Origin of the sequence: Trabulsiella odontotermitis, from assembly GCF_030053895.1 — a bacterium.
Taxonomy (GTDB): domain Bacteria; phylum Pseudomonadota; class Gammaproteobacteria; order Enterobacterales; family Enterobacteriaceae; genus Trabulsiella; species Trabulsiella odontotermitis_C.
In genome coordinates this window covers 2,391,961-2,408,470 of record NZ_CP125781.1, presented here as the reverse complement: position 1 = coordinate 2,408,470, position 16,510 = coordinate 2,391,961, and the positions used below count along the sequence as shown (strand labels likewise).

Below are 16,510 nucleotides of genomic sequence, written 5' to 3'. Positions count from 1 at the left end.
CGTTTTCAGGAAATATTTCCATACCTCTCCTTATCTTATTTCACACGCAATTAACAAAACTGATAAATATTAATCTGAATACCATTGTGTTAAGTGCGGTTTAATTGTTAATGAATGCCATATTGTGGCAACGCGGTGGCGCGGCTATAGTACTTCTTCAGACGTTGCTGGAGGATTGATGATGAACCTTGACGACAAATCGCTGTTTCTTGACGCCATGGAGGATGTCCAGCCCCTGAAGCGATGTAACGATGTGCACTGGCAGCCGAGCCGAAACACGCGCAAGCCGCAAACCCTCGATACCCTGCAACTCGACAATTTTCTGACCACCGGTTTTCTGGATGTGATCCCGTTAGGTACGCCGCTGGAATTTAAACGCGAAGGGCTCCAGACCGGCGTGCTGGATAAACTGCGGCAGGGAAAATACCCCCAGCAGGCCAGCCTGAATCTGTTGCGCCAGCCGGTGGAGCAGTGCCGTCAGCAGTTGTTTGCCTTTATTCGTCAGTCCTGTGAAAAAGGCTTGCGCAATGTGCTGATTATTCATGGAAAAGGGCGCGAAGATAATTCTCATGCCAATATCGTCCGCAGCTATCTCGCGCGCTGGCTGGCAGAGTTCGACGATGTTCAGGCGTTCTGTTGTGCGTTGCCGCACCACGGCGGAAACGGCGCCTGCTATGTGGCGTTGCGCAAATCAGCCGAAGCCCGTCAGGAAAACTGGGAACGCCACGCCAAGCGTAGCCGTTAGATTATTTCGCGACCGGAAAACTTTCATAGCGCGTGGTCCAGGCGGGAGAGAGCATCTCCCGCTTCATGGCCCAGGGCTGCTGGATGCCCTGACCGGCAAACCAGATCGTGCCCCGGCCTGATTTATTCAGTGAATCAATCACTCCCATCAACGCTGCACTATTCGCCTGCGGTTGAATCACATCAAACAGGTTCAGTTGCGCCACACCCTGACTGTAAAAATCGCTGAGCATCACGCCGGCTTTCATATAGCGACAGCCGTTGCGCCAGATGCGATTCAGGTTTTCCGTAGTGATGCGGATGATATCCCGCGTGTCATTGGTAGGGGTGTTTAAACGACCAGAGGCCTGGTTGGCGTAATACACCTCGTTCTCTGCATGAGGGCTGGTACGCATGAACAGGCTGATGATGCAGCAATACTGTTTTTCTTCGCGTAGCTTTTCCGCCGCGCGCTCTGCATAAGCGCACACGGCCTGATGCATCTCTTCATATTGCGTAATGCGGTGGCTGAAGGAGCGGCTGTTGATGATCTGCTGTTTTGAGGGAGCAAACTCCTCCAGCGCCAGACAAGGCTCGCCACGGAGTTCGCGAACAGTGCGTTCCAGAACCACATTAAAGTGCTTACGAATCACCCAGGTCGAACAGTTTGCCAGATCCAGCGCAGTCTGAATGCCCATCAGATTCAGCTTTTTCGTGATCCGACGCCCCACGCCCCAGACTTCATCCGCAGGAATACTGGCCAGCAACTTTCGCTGCCGGTCGACATTTGACAAATTCACCACGCCGCCGGTCTGTTGTTGCCACCGTTTGGCGGCATAATTTGCCAGTTTGGCCAGTGTTTTCGTTTGCGCAATGCCGACGCCGACGTACAACCCGGTGTGCTTATAGACAGTCTCCCGCACCTGGCGGCCAAATGTCTCCAGACTGAGGCAGTTTTCAATGCCGGAGACATCCAGAAACGCTTCATCGATAGAGTAAATTTCCATGGACGGCGCCATTGCGTCCAGCGTCAGCATCACGCGGTGGCTCATGTCAGCGTACAGTTCATAGTTAGAGCTGAACACGCTGACGCCAAGGCGCTGCAGATCATTTTTGAGCTTAAAGTAGGGTTGCCCCATTTTCAGCCCAAGTTGTCTGGCTTCCGGCGAAAGGGAAATCAGGCAGCCGTCGTTATTGGAAACCACAGCAATGGGCTTGCCTTTGAGATCCGGGCGAAAAACCCGTTCGCAGGAGGCATAAAAGCTGTTCACATCGACCAGGGCAAACATCAGCGGTTCGCTTTTAGCGTAAAAGTGACGACGCCAAAAATTTCCAGCGTCTCTTCACAGTGAATGATGATGGGGGAGAAAAGCGGGTTACGCGGCATCAGCTGTAGCCGCGGACGGGTGCGCAACTCTTTAACGGTGAATTCACCTTCGACAGCGGCAATGACGATATCGCCATCCACGGCGGTGAGCGCGCGATCGACGATTAGCAAATCACCATCGTGGATCCCGGCGTCAATCATTGAATCGCCTGTGGCGCGGATGAAATAGGTAGCCGACGGGTGTCTGATGACGAACTTATTCAGATCAAAACTGCTTTCGACGTAATCCTGCGCAGGGCTCGGAAAACCGCAGGGGACGCGCTCAAGAAAGAGCGGTAACGCATTACTGTCTCCGGTTTCAGACTGGCTGGCTGTTCGCATGATGGTGATCCTTACTGCATACTGTATTTATATACAGTATTGCGAATTAACGGAACGAATCAAGCGGCTTATCGGGTCTGCAACCAAAGATATTGAAGTTTGGGGAAATTTAATTTGGCAATAAAACAAACGGCAGGTTTCCCTGCCGTTGTGGTTTACAGCGTGCCGGTCCCACCGTCGGAACACCACACCTGGCCGGACGCGTAAGAGCAGGCGTCGGAGGCGAGGGTAACGTACAGCGGTGCGATCTCTACCGGTTGCCCCGGGCGACCCAATGGCGCGTCTGCGCCAAACTGCTGCACTTTTTCCTCAGGCTGACCACCGCTGGACTGCAACACGGTCCAGTAAGGCCCCGGTGCGACGGCATTCACCCGAATGCCTTTCGGCCCGAGCTGTTTGGCCAGCGCTTTGGTGAAGGCCACCAGACAGGCTTTGGTCTGAGCGTAATCGAGAAGAATAGCGCTGGGTTTAAACGCCTGCACGGAGGAAGTGTTAATAATCACCGCGTTGGCTTTCAGGTGTCGCAGCGCTGCTTTGGTGATCCAGAACGTCGCATAAACGTTGGTCTTAAAGGTCGCGTCAAACGCCTCCGTCGTCAGATCTTCAATGGATTCGCAATACTGCTGACGACCTGCGTTATTCACCAGAATATCCAGCCCGCCCAGTTGCTGGACTGCTTTTTCCACCAGAGAACCACAAAAGGCCTCATCACGAATATCCCCCGGGATGGGGATCGCTTTGCCGCCCTCCGCCTTGATGAGTTCAATGACGGTTTCCGCATCGCTCTCTTCTTCGGGCAGGTAGTTGATGGCGACGTCGGCGCCTTCACGGGCAAACGCGATAGCCACAGCGCGTCCTATCCCGGAATCACCACCGGTGATCAGCGCCTTTTTACCGAGAAGCCGTCCAGACCCTTTGTAGCTGGTTTCACCATGATCGGGGATCGGTTTCATTTCCGATGCCAGTCCCGGCGGATTCTGTGGCTGTTTAACAAAGGGTGGGCGGGGATAGTGCTGCGAGTGGTTTGCGTTGTCACTCATAATTGGCCTCCTTGAACACGTGAGTTTTAAGAATAGACGCTGTTTCGCCGTTCGTGGGATAAATAAGAATAATTAGAGGAGAAACCTTGAAAATAATTTTTTCATAAAGAGAGATGCTCTGTTACCTCATTATTTTTAAGGTTTTATTCATATTTTGCCGTCTCGTTTATTGTAGCGCAATATGATTTTTTATATTTGACTATACGGTGGTAGTGACTAGTGTTAAATATCCACGGCGATGATATGCAAACGCATGTCATTACTTTTTCAACAATGTAAAAAGGTAACGTTATGGCAGAGCATAGAGGCGGTTCAGGTAATTTCGCAGAAGATCGAGAAAAAGCGTCTGAAGCAGGACGTAAAGGCGGACAGCACAGCGGTGGGAATTTTAAAAATGACCCTGAACGTGCATCCGAAGCCGGGAAAAAAGGCGGCCAAAGCAGCCATGGTGGCGGTCGTAAATCTGGCGACAAATAATTTTCACGACTAATATTTCATTGCAATTGTGAATGAAATGAGCACGCTGCGGGTCTCCGGGCTCGCAGCTTCCGGAAATAATACAGGAGTATACAGCATGAAAATTCAGAGCATAGAAGATATCTTTATCCATCTATTATCTGATACTTATAGTGCAGAGAAGCAACTCACCCGTGCCCTTTCCAAACTGGCAAGAGAAGCCTCCAGTGAACAATTGAAAACTGCATTCAGCAGCCACCTTGAAGAAACCCAGGGGCAAATTGAGCGCATCGATCAGCTTGTCGAGCAAGAAGCCAATGTTCGTATTAAGCGAATGAAATGTATTGCTATGGAAGGGCTTATCGAAGAAGCCAATGAAGTCATTGAATCCACGGAAAAAAATGAAGTACGTGATGCTGCGTTAATTGCCGCGGCCCAGAAAGTCGAGCACTACGAAATTGCCGCTTACGGTACGCTTTGTACCCTGGCGGAACAGCTCGGCTACCGGAAAGCGGTAAAACTTCTGGCGGAAACGCTGGAAGAGGAAAAAAGCGCCGATTTGAAACTTACTGATATTGCAGTAGGGAAAGTCAATCAGGGCGCGCAAAAAACGGCATAATCGCGTTAATTATTAAGGGCTAACAGGAATGAGTCTGGCGCCACGCATTATTAAACGATGTCATCTCGCAGCCGCTGTTACATGGTGCGCCCTTGCCATACCATCCGTTATCTGGTGGAAAGACAGCGTGCTGTGGGTAATTATCATCAGTATTTATGCAAATATTGTTGGACATTTATCTGGTTATAGCGCCGCAAGAGCCGATCAGGCTGCAGAGGATGAAAATCCCAAATCTGAATAGCTGATAAATATCGCGAGGAAAAATGATGACGCATATAGAAAATTATCACGACTGGTTACGTGACGCCCATGCAATGGAAAAACAAGCAGAATCAATGCTTGAATCAATGGCAAGTCGGATAGACAATTATCCGGATTTAAAAGCCAGAATTGAACAGCATCTTTTTGAAACAAAACGCCAGTTGACTGTTCTCGAGGGTATTATTGATCAGAACGGTATTTCCCGCTCCGTAATTAAAGATTCAATGAGCAAGCTGGCGGCGCTGGGGCAATCTATTGGTGGCATGTTTCCGTCAGACGAAATTGTCAAAGGCGCTATTAGCGGGTATGTCTTTGAGCAATTTGAAATTGCCTGTTATACCGCGCTGCTGATCGCCGCTGAAAAAGCAGGGGATACCGCCTCCATCCCGGCAATTCAGACTATTCTTGCAGAAGAACGCAATATGGCCGACTGGTTATTGCAGCATCTTCCTGAAGTCACGGAGCAATTTATCCTGCGTTCAGAAGCAGAAGGCGTTGAAGCCAAAAAATAAATCGTCCGGGTAAATTCAGGAGATAATAATGGCTGAGTTAGATGCCTTTCATCTTGCCAGACTACAATTTGCGTTTACGGTCTCCTTTCATATCATTTTCCCCGCCCTGACCATCGGACTCGCCAGTTATCTGGTGGTGCTTGAAGGGATGTGGCTGAAAACTCGTAACGCGCTCTGGCGGTCGCTTTATCATTTCTGGCTCAGCATTTTTGCCGTCAATTTCGGGATGGGGGTGGTGTCTGGTCTGGTGATGGCTTATCAGTTCGGGACCAACTGGAGCGGCTTTTCGCAGTTTGCAGGGAGCATTACCGGACCATTGCTGACCTACGAGGTACTCACTGCCTTCTTCCTGGAGGCAGGGTTTCTTGGCGTCATGCTGTTTGGCTGGAATAAGGTCGGGCCTGGACTGCATTTTTTCGCCACCTGCATGGTTGCGCTGGGCACGCTGATGTCCACCTTCTGGATCCTCGCCTCAAACAGCTGGATGCACACCCCGCAAGGGTTCCATATTGCCGACGGACAGGTGGTGCCGGACAGCTGGATGTCGATCATCTTTAACCCGTCGTTCCCCTGGCGGCTGATTCATATGTCTACTGCCGCGTTTCTCAGTAGCGCATTGTTTGTCGGCGCGTCAGCCGCATGGCATCTGTTGCGGGGCAATGACACCCCGGCAGTGCGAAAAATGTTTTCCATGGCGCTGTGGATGGCGTTGCTGGTCGCTCCAGTACAGGCCGTGATTGGCGATATGCACGGGCTGAATACGCTTGAACATCAGCCCGCCAAAATCGCTGCCATAGAAGGGCACTGGGAAAATAAACCGGGAGAGGCGACGCCGCTGCTGCTGTTTGGCCTGCCTGACATGGAAGAAGAACGGACCCGTTACCCACTGGCGATCCCCGGGCTGGGTAGCCTGATCCTCACCCATAGTCTCGATAAACAAGTGCCTGCCCTGAAAGATTTCCCTGCCGAAAACAGACCCAACTCCACTATCGTTTTCTGGTCGTTCCGCGTCATGGTCGGCACTGGTCTGTTAATGATTGCGATGGGGCTGGCGGGACTCTGGTTACGCTACAAAAAACGTCTTTACCAGTCGCGCCCCTTTTTGTGGTTCGCGCTGGGCATGGGACCGATGGGGCTGGTAGCCATTCTGGCCGGGTGGATAACCACCGAAGTCGGGCGCCAGCCATGGGTGGTGTATGGCCTGTTGCGCACCCGTGATGCCGTCTCCGCGCACAGCACTTTGCAGATGAGCATCAGCCTGATCGCCTTTATTGTGGTCTATTTTGCAGTGTTCGGCGTTGGCTATTTATACCTGATTCGGCTTATCAAGAAAGGCCCGAAACCGGAGCAGGATCTGACTCTGCATACCGAGGGCACACCGGCACGCCCACTCTCTGCGGCGGAAAAATTACCACCAGAGGAGAAATTCTGATGGGTATCGATGTTGCGGTGATTTGGTTTGCGATCATTGTCTTTGCCACGCTGATGTACATCATCATGGACGGGTTCGATCTGGGTATTGGCATTCTGTTCCTGTTTGTCCGTGGTAAAGAGGAACGGGACGCGATGGTGAACAGTGTGGCGCCGGTGTGGGATGGTAACGAAACCTGGCTGGTGCTCGGCGGCGCCGGGCTGTTTGGTGCTTTTCCGCTGGCCTACGCAGTGATCATCGATGCGCTGACCATCCCTTTGACTGCGATGCTGATTGGGTTGATCTTTCGTGGTGTGGCGTTTGAGTTTCGTTTCAAAGCGACGGAAGAACACCGGTCGTTCTGGGACTATTCTTTTATGGGCGGTTCGATGCTGGCGACGTTCAGTCAGGGTGTTGCGGTGGGCGCCATTATTCACGGTTTCCCGGTCGTTGGCCGTCAGTTCGCGGGGAGCGCGCTGGACTGGATCACGCCCTTTAATCTGTTCTGTGGCATCGGGCTGATGGTGGCGTACAGCCTGTTGGGTTCGACATGGTTGATCCTCAAAAGCAGTAACGCGCTGCAGTCGCAGATGCGCTCACTGTCGCGCAGTTTCCTGTTGGCGTTGCTGGTCGCCATTGCGATTGTCAGCCTGTGGACGCCGCTGACGCTGCCCAAAATTGCTGAACGCTGGTTTTCATTGCCAAATCTCTTTTACTTTATGCCGGTACCGGCGCTGGTCATCGTCTTCAGCCTGTGGTTGTGGCGGCAGACACGGCGCGCCAGCAGCCACGCCTGGCCGTTTGTCCTGACATTAGGGCTCGTTTTTCTTGGCTTCAGCGGGCTGGGTATCAGCGTATGGCCTCACATTATTCCACCGAATATTACGATCTGGCAGGCTGCGGCACCGCTCGCCAGCCAGCTCTTTATGCTGGTCGGCACGTTGCTGATTGTCCCGGTGATCCTGGTGTACACCGCCTGGAGCTACTACGTCTTTCGCGGCAAAGTGCAAAGCGATGAAGGGTATCATTAATGGTACGAAAAATAGCAGTCAGAGCCGGGTGGATGGTGCTGATATGGCTGGGAAGCGTCCTGGCCTTGCTGGCGGTCAGTTCGTTGTTGCGTTGGTTGATGACGCTGGCCGGCCTGCATACGTAAATGATCAGAAAGGCGCAATCACAAAATGAAAGCAAAAAAAAGCTGGTACAGCCAGGCGGTGATTTATCAGATAGACACTTCGCTTTTTTATGATTCAAACGGTGACGGATGTGGTGACATCGAAGGGATCACCGAAAAGCTGCAATACATTCGCCGCCTCGGCGCGACCACCGTCTGGATAACGCCTTTTTACCAGACACCATTCCTGGATGAAGGTTATGACGTGACGGATCATCTGCAGCCGGATCCGCGTTTTGGCCCGATCTCAGCGTTTATCGAGTTTGTCAGCCAGGCGAAGGCGCTGGGATTGCGCGTCATCATTGAGCTGGTGATCCAGCATACCTCGTCGCAGCACCCTTGGTTTCAGCAGGCGAGGCGCGATAAACACTCACCCTACAGAGACTATTATCTCTGGGCTGATGAGCCCGATCCCAACGACGATCCGCCGATGTTTCCCGGCGTAGAGAAAAGCGTCTGGAGCTGGGACGACGAGGCAAAAAAGTATTACCGGCATATGTTTTACCATCACGAGCCGGATCTGAATCTGGCCTTACCGGCGGTGGTTGAAGAGATCGACAACATCGTGCTGTTCTGGCTTAAACTCGGTGTGTCGGGGTTCCGGCTGGATGCCGCGTCGCACCTCACAAAGCAGGCCGGGAAAGGGAATGAAAAAGAGGGATACTGGATCCTCAATCATCTGCGCCAGCTCATTGCCAGCAACAATCCCCAGGCGATTATCCTTGGTGAAGTGGACGTACCGGTGAAAGAGTACCGGCACTATTTTGGCGATGGCGATCGCCTGCATATTGCGCTCAATTTTTGGCTGAACAAATATTTCTACGTCAGTCTGGCGCGGAAAAGCGCGCGTCCGATGATCGACGCGCTGGATAAAATGATCATGCCACCCGACGGGTGCTGCTTCGCCAACTGGCTGCGTAATCATGATGAGCTGGATCTGGAAGGCATTAGCGAGGCCGACAAGAAAGCGGTGCTCAACGCGTTCGCGCCGGATAAGACGATGTATGTGTATCAGCGCGGCATCCGCCGGCGGCTGGCGCCGATGCTGTCGGGGAATCTTCAGCACCTCGCTGTGGCACATGCGATATTGCTGTCGCTGCCTGGTGTGCCGGTGATGCGCTACGGCGACGAAATTGGCATGGGAGACGATCTCCGGCTTGAAGAGCGCTATGCGGTACGAACGCCGATGCAGTGGTCATCCCGCGAGGCGGCCGGGTTTTCCCGCGCGGCCCCGGAAAAAATGATTCGTGCTCCCATTTCGTCCGGTCCGTGGCGCTATCAACAGGTTAATGTTGAAAAGTCACTGCTGAGCCGAAACTCGCTGCTGCACCGGATTATCGATATGGTTAACGCGCGGGCGGTACTGCCGGAAATCGGCAATGCGCCGTTTACCATTGTCCGCGTTGAGCAGGCGTCCGTACTGGTCATTCTCTATCAAAGCGAAACCAAAAGAGTGCTGACGCTGGCGAATTTCAGCGATCGGCCCGCCAGTGTCACCCTCGAACAGTTGGCGGACGGCTACTGGGAGGCCTGTCTCGAAGACAAACGCTATTCAGCACCCGACGCTGAAGCGGGCGTTGAACTTGGCGGCTATGGCTACCGGTGGTTCAGCCAACCACGCGACTAACGTTTTCGCTGCAGCAACCGTGCCAGCACCAGCACGCCGGTGACCACCGCCGCGCAGGAGAGGGCTTTGCCTGGCAGGTCGGAAGAGACGTTCAGCGCCTGGTTTCTGGCACCCTCACCGAAGCGCCCGTGGGTGTGGTGATGCTCCTGTAGTGGGGTGAACAGGTTGTCATCCTGCGCAGTGAAATGCGGCTCTCCGGTGAGTTGACCCGCCCAGGCTTTCTTCACCATCAGACGATCGAGAAAACGCGGGAACAGAAACTGGCCGACGATCGACTGTAACGTGCTTTTACCCACCCACAGTTCACGAACCGGGCGCCGGGTAACGGAATAAATCGCCTCGGCGGCGACCTCGGGCTGATAGACTGGCGGCACCGGCTGCATCGCGAATCCCATTTTATTTCGCGCCCAGGCGAACTGCGGCGTGTTCATGCCCGGCAACTGCACCATGGTTATCTGAATGCCGCTTTTCTCATGCATCAGTTCTGTGCGCACCGCATCGGTAAAACCGCGGATTGCCGCTTTTGCGCCACAGTAAGCCGACTGAAGTGGAATGGAGCGGTACGCAAGCGCAGAACCGACCTGAATAATCACGCCACGATTACGCCGGGCCATCACTTCAAGCGCCGCCCGGGTGCCGTTGACGAAGCCAAAATAGGTCACTTCTGTCACCCGGCGAAACTCGTCGTGGCTCATCGTTGCAAAAGGCGAGAGAACGGCACACATGGCATTGTTGACCCAGACCGCGATCTCGCCGAGGTTTTCTTCCGTCTCACGCGCCGCCTGCATTACCGCGTCGGCATCAGCAACGTCAACGCTGAAGACCTGCACCCTGACGCCGCGACGTTCACAGGCGACACGCGTGGCTTCCAGCCCCGCATCGCCCCTGGCGATAACAGCAATATCGTATCCGGCATCGGCAAAACGCAGGGCAGTGGCTTTTCCTGCGCCCGCACTGCCACCAGTAATCACAACAACAGACATACAGACCTCGATATTTTTTCAGTGGAAAGAGTATGGCAGCCAACCGCCTGTTCAATTTTAAGATGAATCTTAATAATGGAATGTATTGAATCAGGCGGCATTTTTTAATCGGCTTCGGCGCAATGCTTGTTAATCCCGCATAATGTTCCTACGCTTAAATATCATCAGCTAGATATCAGGTCTGGAGGTAATATGAACAAGCTGCTAATGATTGAAAAAGAAAAAGACGATCCGGCCAACGCGCCGGAGTCAGGGGATAAACAACCAGAGCGTGATAAATAATAATGACCGGCAGGCGGTTAACCGTCTGCCGGAATAATCGATATTTGTCCGTTACGCTCAAGGATGGCAAATTTAATTTTCTCGATCTGATAAATTCCATGATTCTGTCTGGCCACCAGCATAATATCATCCGTGGAGACGTTAACTTTTTTTATCTTGCTGTCGACAGGAATGCCATTTTCAATCAGGATAACCGGTGCGCCATCCAGTAACTGTTCAGCGCGAGAAAAACGCTTCTTCATAAAACCGAACAGGATATCGACCACAATTAATGTCACAATGGTGAGCATCGCCCCCGTTACGGAATAATCGGTACTGAGCAGTGCTTGCTGTGTTGCTTCACTGATGATCAATAATAAAATCAGGTCGAAACTGGTCATTTGCAACAGCGTTCTTCTTCCTGCTATTTTGAATACAATCAACAGGATAAGATATATTGCTATCGCTCTGAATACCATTTCCATAGCATCTCCTAGGGATAGACAAACTGACGGTAGGTTATTTCGGCTTCGCTATTGACCTTAACTGTACTGGTGACGTTACCCGGTTTTCGTGGAGTAATGGAAATCCACAGCGAAAGCGGAGGCGGAAAGTCCGCGGCGTTGTACATTAAATACAGTGTGCCGCCATGACTGTACATTTTGTCCGGCTCAGGTCGAATATCGCCCAACTGATAATTATCCAGTAGCGAATTGCCAATACTGACCATATAGCGGTCAGCATGAAGATCCTGAATGGTAATATTTATTTCTGATTCACTCATTAATCTTGCGAAACGATCATAATTAACATCGAACGTATGAGGGGTATTTTGTTTGCTGGCAGAACTAAGCAGCCCATTAGAAAAAAGTCCTGCTAAGGCAGCAATAATGATTGCGAGTAAAAAAAGCACACCAAAGCGATTAATATTATATTCAAAGTTCAGAGCGCTGGGGCTTTCCTCAACACGAGGATCTTCCTTATCTTGTTGTTTCATACATAAATATCTCGCTGATCCGTTATTTATAAAGGTTATTTACCATCGGCAATACTATTCTGAAAGAGACAATTATGTGCATTTACGTTTGTAAAATTTAAAAATAGCAACCAGGCTTAATAAGTCAAGGCAACGGACAACGTGGAGGAATACGTGAAAAAACTATTACTGTTGGGATACTGTTTTCTCATGATGCAAAACGGCTATGCGGCAGAAGAAGCAGGGGGCTTAAAAAGCGATGCGGCGCCACCTCCACCCCATAAGATAGAGGACGGCTACCGTGGCACCGAAGATGAACACGTCATGACCGTTAAATTTGCGAAAACGATGCATGACGGCGCGACGATTTCGCTGCGCGGCAATCTGATCAAGCATCTGGGCGACGATCGCTACGTTTTCCGCGATAAAACCGACCGTATTGAAGCCATTATTCCCGCTGCGGTGTTCGATGGGCGGGAGGTGCAGCCCGACCAGTTGTTAAGCATCAACGGCAGTCTGGATAAAAAAATGACGCCGCCGATCCTGCGCGTCGACCGTCTGCAAAAATAGTCATTACCTCCTGACGCATCGCCGTCAGGAGGTAATACAACTAAATATATTCAGTAAAGAAATGAAAAGGTTTTGAGTAAAATGTGGCGTTATGCTACAAATTTAGCGTGTTTAACTACTGAGGACAATTTTCATCCGCAATGACGAGAAGCAACACCGCGGATAATTGTAATTTTATGGACAATATGTTCAGGACGTTATTTTTTACCCACTCTGTTACGCTTTCCTCTTCTTTTACTCATTCCCTGGGTGAGCAGCACTGGCGCACCGCGCTATAGTCTTTTTTTCTGCCTGAGCTGACGTTTCACGTCTGGCTAAATCGTATTTGATTTTTATCGGTTCGCGCTAAGTCGCTAGCCGTCAAGGAATATATTCTCTAGCAGGAGAAAAAAAGATGTTTTACTGGATTTTGTTGGCATTAGCTATCGTTGCCGAAATTACGGGCACTTTGTCTATGAAATGGGCAAGCATCAGTGATGACCGTACCGGTTTTATTTTAATGCTGATAATGATCACCCTTTCTTATATTTTCCTGGCGTTTGCAGTGAAAAAAATCGCCCTCGGTGTGGCCTATGCCTTGTGGGAAGGGATTGGTATTTTGCTGATCACCCTGTTCAGCGTATTGTTATTTGATGAAACCCTGTCGATGATGAAAATGGCCGGTCTGTTGACCCTGGTCGTGGGAATTGTACTGATTAAATCTGGCACCCGCAAAACGGTCGTGCTGAAGAAGGAGCCAACTCATGCAACAGTTTGAGTGGTTCCACGGCGCCTGGCTGGCGCTGGCCATTGTGCTGGAAATTGTGGCTAATGTGTTTTTAAAGTTTTCAGACGGTTTTCGACGTAAAACCTACGGCATCCTGTCGCTGGCCGCCGTGCTGGCGGCGTTCAGCGCGTTGTCACAGGCGGTAAAGGGGATAGATCTTTCCGTAGCCTATGCCCTGTGGGGCGGTTTTGGTATCGCCGCGACGCTGGCGGCGGGTTGGGTGCTGTTTGGTCAGCGTCTGAACGGCAAAGGTTGGGCTGGCGTCATCCTGCTGATCCTCGGCATGGTAATGATAAAACTCGCCTGATGTGATCGCTGTCTGTATTTACGGGCAGCGAAATTTAATGGCTGTATTACGCTTAACGGAAAGAACGGGAAATTTTTTCCCGGCCTCTGTCTGTATGAGGGTAGTGAATGGTCAATCCGTTAAAGTGGCGCAATATTCCTACCGCACGGACGCTTTTTATAATGATTTTTATGGCCGGGACAGGTCTTGTCGTTTCTATTGTTGCGTTGCTTTATCTTTCTCTCCATCTCATCAGTTCCAAAGCTAACGAAATAGATAAACACCGCACGACGCTTGCCGTCGAAGGGGCGATTCAGACTTCCGTTAATCGCGTACTTTCTCTGGTAATCGATAATGCCATCTGGAACGATGCCGTGCACAAAGTATATCCTCCGGCTCTGGACGCAGCCTGGTTATATGAAACCTGGGGTGCGGGTTATAAAGTCAACAATTTGTATGACGGTACTTTTGTTCTCGACCAGAATTTCAAATTGCTGTGGGGATCGTTTCACAGCGAACCATTTACACAGACCAGCATGCGTTTTTTAGGGGATGGCCTGCAGTCTATTATTCATCTTCACGGCGAGGCACTGCAAAGTGGAAAAAATATCTATGCCGGGATCACCAGGACAGGCGCGGGTGTCGCTATTATCGGGATCGGTCTGATTCGCCCGATGACCGGTCGGCTGGAAGTTTATGACAGCACGCGCCGCTATCTGGTGATTACCCGCCATATTAATGCCGCCATTCTTAAAGAGCTGGGAAATACCTTTCAGATTAATAATCTCAACATGACCGCGGCAAAAACCAGTGGCTTCAGCGTACCACTGCGCACTGCCAGCGGCGCGGTCGTGGGTTATCTTAACTGGCATCCACGGCTGCCGGGTGCGGAGGCGGCAGAAGCGGCTTCCGGCGATATCCTCCGCATCGCACTGCTGGCCGCCGGGTTGATTATGTTGTTTATCCTCTTCAGCGGTGTGGGGCTGTTTAAGCTGGCGCGCAATGAAAAGTACGCGCGGGATATCGCCCTGACGGACTGGCTCAGTCATTTACCCAACCGCCGCGCGCTGATCGAACGGCTGGAAGATGCGCAGAACCCGGGTAATAACGAAATCAAAACCGCCGTTTTTATCGATCTCGATGGATTTAAAGACGTCAACGATGTGCACGGTCATGATGTGGGCGATGAGCTGATTATTCGCATCGCCCACACGCTACAGGCGATTGTCCCGCCGGGCGGCATGCTGGCGCGGCTGGGGGGTGACGAGTTTGCCATGACCCTCGAAGGTGAAGAGTCCGAGGTGCAGGCGTCGGCTTTTGCCGGGCGGGTGCTGGAATGTCTTAACTCGCCCGTCCGACTGGGTGAACGCACCATTCATATCGGCGCCAGCATTGGTATTGCCAGCGGTTCGCCTGCGGACTGTCTGCGGAATGAACTGTTTCGCCGCGCCGATATCGCGATGTACCACTCCAAGATCACCGGAAAAGGGCGGATCACCCATTATGACGCCGAGCTGAATAGCGCCCGGGAATACCAGTTGATGATCGAAAACGACATTCGCCTGGGGCTGGAAAACGACGAATTTGACGTCTGGTATCAGCCGATCGTTGATGCTCACACGCAAACGATGATTATCGTCGAGGCGCTGGTGCGCTGGCCAAGGCGGCCAAAAGGTGAACTGAAGCCGGATGAGTTCATTAGTATCGCTGAAACCGGCGGGTTGATTTATTCGCTGGGGCAATTCGTTTTACGCCGCGCCTGTCAGGATTTGCAGCCGCTGGAAGATCTCCGGCTGTCGGTGAATATCTCCCCGGCGCAGTTTCGCGATCCCGGATTTGAAGAGAAGGTGGCAGGGGTTCTGGGCGCCTGCCGTTTTCCTGCTTCTCGCCTGCAACTCGAAGTCACGGAAACTTACGTACTGGAAAGCCCCGAGCGTGCCCGCACGGCAATCCTCAATCTTAAAAACCTTGGCACCACCGTAGCGCTCGATGATTTCGGTACCGGCTATTCGAGCCTCGGTTATCTGCGGCGTTTTAGCTTTGATACCGTCAAAATCGACAAATCGCTGGCGGGTCTGGTGGCGGATGATGAGCAGGCGGAGGCGCTGGTGTGCGGCGCAATCCGCGTCGCCAGTGCGCTCGGAATGACTGTCATTGCCGAAGGCGTGGAGACCGAAAAACAGCTCACGTTGCTGCGCCTGGCGGGGTGTGATCTGTTGCAGGGGTTTTACTTCAGCGAGCCGGTGCCCATTGCCTCGCTGTTGCAGTTACGCCAGCAGCGCCAGTATTAAGGCGATTCTTTTGCCAGCGCTTCCAGTTTGTCATGAAAACCAGTGACGGAGATGGCGCGGTTGTCGGCGCGCCAGCGATCTTTCGCCGCGGGCGCCGAGCTTTGTACGCCAATCACCTGCCAGCCTGCATCGGTTTTCAGCAGAAGCGGAGAGCCGCTGTCGCCGGGGAGCGTATCGCACTGGTGCGACATTACGGAGGTCTGCGCCCAACCGGTGACGATGCAGTCCTGATGGCTGTAAAGATCGTCAATATGATCGAGCGGATAACCGGACTGTGTCACCTGGCGGTTGCTGGCTTTCAGCGCAGCGATAAGCGCTGCTCTGTTGCCCTCAAACAGCGGCAACGGCGTGATGCCGGACGGCGCATAGTTCAGAATAATCAGCCCATAATCCCACGGCGCGGCGGATGACGGCACAATCCAGCCGTCGCCATCGGCCTTCAGACGGCGGCCCAGCGAGGGTTCAACGCGTCCTTCAATACCGTGAATTTCATAGCGCCAGACGCCTTTTTGCGACACAAAACGCAGTGCGACGGCTTTATCCGGCGTTGCGTCGGGCGGCGTCAACAGGCAATGACCGGCGGTGAGTGCCAGACGTGGCGAGATAAGTGTTGCGGTGCAGAGATTCCCGCTTTCGGTTTCCAGTTGACCGATGGCGTCCCAGGGGGCGTCGGTGGGATTGGTGACGCGTATCCTGTCGTCCTGCCCGAAAAAGAGTGTTTTCACTTCGCTCGCACTGATGCTGTCATCATCCGGGCTGTCGGCGTGGGCGAAAGTACAAAACAAGCAAAACGATCCCAGAACAGGTACTACGAATTTACGCATATCTCACTCTGATGGGGCAATT

Annotated in this window: 21 protein-coding genes; 14 read left to right on the top strand and 7 right to left on the bottom strand. The window is 52.3% G+C overall.

From position 1 onward, the window contains the following. The first annotated feature begins 181 nt into the window (after nt 1–181). Nucleotides 182–745 (top strand): DNA endonuclease SmrA, encoded by a 564-nt coding sequence (gene smrA, locus QMG90_RS11495; protein ID WP_283283946.1) that lies wholly within the window; start codon nt 182–184, stop codon nt 743–745. Nucleotide 746: 1 nt separating this feature from the next. Here the strand turns inward: smrA and umuC are convergent, their stop codons facing one another. The 3 genes from umuC to QMG90_RS11480 all read right to left on the bottom strand — a co-directional run bounded on the left by umuC (nt 747) and on the right by QMG90_RS11480 (nt 3,471). Then, complete coding sequence (umuC, locus tag QMG90_RS11490) at nt 747–2,012, bottom strand: translesion error-prone DNA polymerase V subunit UmuC (RefSeq protein WP_283279758.1); 1,266 nt, start codon at nt 2,010–2,012, stop codon at nt 747–749. Next, nucleotides 2,012–2,431, bottom strand: a complete 420-nt coding sequence (gene umuD / locus QMG90_RS11485) for a translesion error-prone DNA polymerase V autoproteolytic subunit (protein WP_283279757.1) — start codon at nt 2,429–2,431, stop codon at nt 2,012–2,014. Before umuD ends, umuC begins: the two co-directional genes overlap by 1 nt. A 155-nt stretch (nt 2,432–2,586) precedes the next feature. Further along, complete coding sequence (locus QMG90_RS11480) at nt 2,587–3,471, bottom strand: SDR family oxidoreductase (RefSeq protein ID WP_283279756.1); 885 nt, start codon at nt 3,469–3,471, stop codon at nt 2,587–2,589. Nucleotides 3,472–3,762: 291 nt separating this feature from the next. Here QMG90_RS11480 and QMG90_RS11475 point away from each other — a divergent pair, with 291 nt between their 5' ends. The 8 genes from QMG90_RS11475 (at nt 3,763) to QMG90_RS11440 (ending at nt 9,531) form a co-directional block, all read left to right on the top strand. Further along, nucleotides 3,763–3,948 carry a con-10 family general stress protein gene (locus QMG90_RS11475; RefSeq protein WP_038154090.1) on the top strand — a complete coding sequence of 62 codons (186 nt, stop codon included), beginning with the start codon at nt 3,763–3,765 and terminating at the stop codon, nt 3,946–3,948. A gap of 97 nt (nt 3,949–4,045) precedes the next feature. Continuing rightward, the gene (locus QMG90_RS11470; protein WP_283279755.1) at nt 4,046–4,546 is read left to right on the top strand and encodes a YciE/YciF ferroxidase family protein; all 501 of its coding nucleotides are present in this window, start codon (nt 4,046–4,048) and stop codon (nt 4,544–4,546) included. 28 nt (nt 4,547–4,574) lie between these two features. Further along, nucleotides 4,575–4,787: a hypothetical protein gene (locus tag QMG90_RS11465; RefSeq protein WP_283279754.1), complete on the top strand. Its 213-nt coding sequence runs from the start codon at nt 4,575–4,577 to the stop codon at nt 4,785–4,787. Between the two features lie 25 nt (nt 4,788–4,812). After that, on the top strand, nt 4,813–5,319 hold the full coding sequence (locus tag QMG90_RS11460; protein ID WP_283283945.1) for a ferritin-like domain-containing protein: 507 nt from the start codon (nt 4,813–4,815) through the stop codon (nt 5,317–5,319). A 28-nt stretch (nt 5,320–5,347) separates the two neighbouring features. Beyond that, nucleotides 5,348–6,751 carry a cytochrome ubiquinol oxidase subunit I gene (locus QMG90_RS11455; RefSeq protein ID WP_283279753.1) on the top strand — a complete coding sequence of 468 codons (1,404 nt, stop codon included), beginning with the start codon at nt 5,348–5,350 and terminating at the stop codon, nt 6,749–6,751. After that, a complete protein-coding gene (gene cydB / locus QMG90_RS11450; RefSeq protein WP_283279752.1) occupies nt 6,751–7,761 on the top strand; it encodes a cytochrome d ubiquinol oxidase subunit II in 1,011 nt (336 codons plus the stop codon). The genes QMG90_RS11455 and cydB overlap by 1 nt, the downstream gene beginning before the upstream one ends. Then, nucleotides 7,761–7,886, top strand: a complete 126-nt coding sequence (locus QMG90_RS11445; protein WP_283279751.1) for a DUF2474 family protein — start codon at nt 7,761–7,763, stop codon at nt 7,884–7,886. Before cydB ends, QMG90_RS11445 begins: the two co-directional genes overlap by 1 nt. Before the next feature lie 25 nt (nt 7,887–7,911). Next, on the top strand, nt 7,912–9,531 hold the full coding sequence (locus tag QMG90_RS11440) for an alpha-amylase family protein (protein WP_283279748.1): 1,620 nt from the start codon (nt 7,912–7,914) through the stop codon (nt 9,529–9,531). Here the strand turns inward: QMG90_RS11440 and QMG90_RS11435 are convergent. The 3 genes from QMG90_RS11435 to QMG90_RS11425 form a co-directional block, all read right to left on the bottom strand. Beyond that, nucleotides 9,528–10,514, bottom strand: coding sequence for an SDR family oxidoreductase (locus tag QMG90_RS11435; protein ID WP_283279747.1), 987 nt, complete (start codon nt 10,512–10,514; stop codon nt 9,528–9,530). The two genes, QMG90_RS11440 and QMG90_RS11435, sit on opposite strands and share 4 nt — an antisense overlap. Nucleotides 10,515–10,813: 299 nt before the next feature. Then, complete coding sequence (locus QMG90_RS11430; RefSeq protein ID WP_283279746.1) at nt 10,814–11,260, bottom strand: DUF421 domain-containing protein; 447 nt, start codon at nt 11,258–11,260, stop codon at nt 10,814–10,816. Nucleotides 11,261–11,268: 8 nt separating this feature from the next. After that, a complete protein-coding gene (locus QMG90_RS11425; protein ID WP_283279745.1) occupies nt 11,269–11,772 on the bottom strand; it encodes a hypothetical protein in 504 nt (167 codons plus the stop codon). Between the two features lie 189 nt (nt 11,773–11,961). Here QMG90_RS11425 and QMG90_RS11420 point away from each other — a divergent pair, with 189 nt between their 5' ends. From QMG90_RS11420 to QMG90_RS11405, 5 genes are all read left to right on the top strand, one after another. Continuing rightward, on the top strand, nt 11,962–12,321 hold the full coding sequence (locus QMG90_RS11420) for a YdeI family stress tolerance OB fold protein (protein WP_283283944.1): 360 nt from the start codon (nt 11,962–11,964) through the stop codon (nt 12,319–12,321). Nucleotides 12,322–12,461: 140 nt separating this feature from the next. Continuing rightward, nucleotides 12,462–12,599, top strand: coding sequence for a protein YdgV (locus QMG90_RS22535; RefSeq protein WP_419097383.1), 138 nt, complete (start codon nt 12,462–12,464; stop codon nt 12,597–12,599). 116 nt (nt 12,600–12,715) lie between these two features. After that, the gene (gene mdtJ / locus QMG90_RS11415) at nt 12,716–13,078 is read left to right on the top strand and encodes a multidrug/spermidine efflux SMR transporter subunit MdtJ (RefSeq protein ID WP_283279744.1); all 363 of its coding nucleotides are present in this window, start codon (nt 12,716–12,718) and stop codon (nt 13,076–13,078) included. Next, a complete protein-coding gene (gene mdtI / locus QMG90_RS11410; RefSeq protein ID WP_283279742.1) occupies nt 13,065–13,394 on the top strand; it encodes a multidrug/spermidine efflux SMR transporter subunit MdtI in 330 nt (109 codons plus the stop codon). The genes mdtJ and mdtI overlap by 14 nt, the downstream gene beginning before the upstream one ends. A gap of 107 nt (nt 13,395–13,501) precedes the next feature. Next, on the top strand, nt 13,502–15,664 hold the full coding sequence (locus tag QMG90_RS11405) for a putative bifunctional diguanylate cyclase/phosphodiesterase (protein ID WP_283279740.1): 2,163 nt from the start codon (nt 13,502–13,504) through the stop codon (nt 15,662–15,664). On the opposite strand, the gene QMG90_RS11400 is transcribed toward QMG90_RS11405, so the two are convergent. Continuing rightward, nucleotides 15,661–16,488, bottom strand: coding sequence for a trypsin-like serine peptidase (locus QMG90_RS11400; RefSeq protein ID WP_283279739.1), 828 nt, complete (start codon nt 16,486–16,488; stop codon nt 15,661–15,663). The genes QMG90_RS11405 and QMG90_RS11400 overlap by 4 nt on opposite strands. Nucleotides 16,489–16,510: the final 22 nt, after the last annotated feature.